This window comes from Streptomyces sp. NPDC001732, assembly GCF_053596315.1.
The window spans coordinates 1-1,629 of record NZ_JBSFFY010000195.1 but is presented as its reverse complement, the minus strand read 5'-3'; the positions used below and the strand labels follow the sequence as shown (position 1 = coordinate 1,629).

General features: G+C 69.7%; 2 protein-coding genes. One reads left to right on the top strand and one right to left on the bottom strand.

What is annotated here, in order from left to right:
- Positions 1 to 114 precede the first annotated feature (114 nt).
- Positions 115 to 609: a hypothetical protein gene (locus tag ACWCXX_RS41320; RefSeq protein WP_451136467.1), complete on the top strand. Its 495-nt coding sequence runs from the start codon at positions 115 to 117 to the stop codon at positions 607 to 609.
- Here ACWCXX_RS41320 and ACWCXX_RS41315 read toward each other — a convergent pair.
- Positions 575 to 1,357, bottom strand: coding sequence for an IS5 family transposase (locus tag ACWCXX_RS41315; protein ID WP_451136465.1), 783 nt, complete (start codon positions 1,355 to 1,357; stop codon positions 575 to 577). The two genes, ACWCXX_RS41320 and ACWCXX_RS41315, sit on opposite strands and share 35 nt — an antisense overlap.
- Positions 1,358 to 1,629 lie beyond the last annotated feature (272 nt).

The following is a 1,629-nucleotide window of genomic DNA, read 5'->3' as shown; positions in this document are numbered from 1 at the left end:
AGAAGCCGTTGTCTTTCCGAGAGTGGCGGGTATGTTTCCGCTGGTCAGGTGTAGGTGCGGTGTTTTGGCGGCAGGGACGAGGTGTTGTGTCGTCTCTTCGGTGGAGGTGCCGGGATGCCGTCGGTGATGGGGTTGCTGGAGGAGCGTGAACGCACGGCTCGGCAGCGGGTGGAGGTTCTCCAGGCCGAGTTGCGGGAGGCCGAGGTCGTGTGGGAGCGGTTCGTGATCGCCCGTGAGACGGTGGGTGAGGTTCTGGCGGAGCCTCGCGGTGGCGAGGACGTGCCGCCGGCCGTGGTGGCCGGCGAACGGCCGGTGCAGGTCACGGCGGCGGTGCCCGGTTCGGTGGTGCCGCGCTGGCAGGAAGGGCTCGCTCCGACGGTTCTCGCGCCGGACTACCAGCGGATCATGGATGTCCTGGCCGGTGGGAGTGGTACGCGTGGGGAGGCGATGGACTGCCGGCAACTCGCGGCGGCAGTCGGGCTGGAGCCGGTCCCGGCGAAGGTGGAAGGGGTGCGGTCGAAGGCGAAGCGTCTGGCCGCGCGGGGCTGGCTGGCGGAGGAACGTCCGGGGCTGTTCAGCGTGCCCGTCGCACGAGTCGGCGGCTCATGACCATGCTCATCGACCACCGGATCACCGCCTCCGAGCTGTCGGTGCGCGTCTCGTAGTCGCGGGCCAGCCGACGGGAGTGCATCAGCCACGCGAACGTGCGCTCCACCAGCCACCTCTTCGGCAACACGGTGAAGCCGCTGGTGTCGTCGCTGCGTTTGACCACCGTCAGCGCGACGCGCAGGACACCGCGGGCGAAGTCGACCAGGCGCCCGGTGTAGCCGCCGTCGGCCCACACCCGCGTGACGCGCCAGTGCCGCTCGCTCAGCCGGGCCAGCAGGGTCTGCCCCGCGTCCCGGTCGGTGACCGAGGCCGCGGTAACCATCACCGTCAGCAGCAGCCCGAGGGTGTCCACCACGATGTGCCGCTTGCGGCCGTTCACCTTCTTCCCGCCGTCGAATCCCCGCGTGGCGGCCGGCACCGACGCGGCTGCCTTCACCGACTGCGCGTCGATGACGCCCGCCGTCGGCTCCGGATCCCGCCCCGCCGCCTCGCGGACCCGCCCACGCAGCCGGTCGTGGAACTCTGTGACCAGGCCCTTGTCCCGCCAGCGCCGGAAAAACGCATAGACGCGATCCCATGCGGGGAAGTCCGCTGGCATCGCCCGCCAGGTGATGCCGCCCGCGACCAGGTAGCGCACTGCGTCGACCATCTGCCGGTGGCAATAGCTCTCCGGTTGCCCGCCGCGGCCCTCCAACCAGCCGGGGACCGGCATAGCGTCGCGTACGATCGCCCACTCCGCGTCGCTCATGTCGGACGGATACCTCGGCCGCCTGTACGGCCGATCCCCGGCGTTCCCGAACCGGTGAGCGAGGCAATCACACGTCAGGGTAGCCGAGTTGGACGACTTCAGCGCCGACACGGAAGACTGCAGCACCAGGGGCCTCCTGTTGCTCGGTTGGATTCGACACCCACGAGCTGTGCGGGAGGCCCCGCTCTCATGCCCGGCCAGCCAGAAGATCACCCGACCGAGTCGACGACCTCGAACTCACGCTCACCGAGATCGATACTGCAACGGCTTCT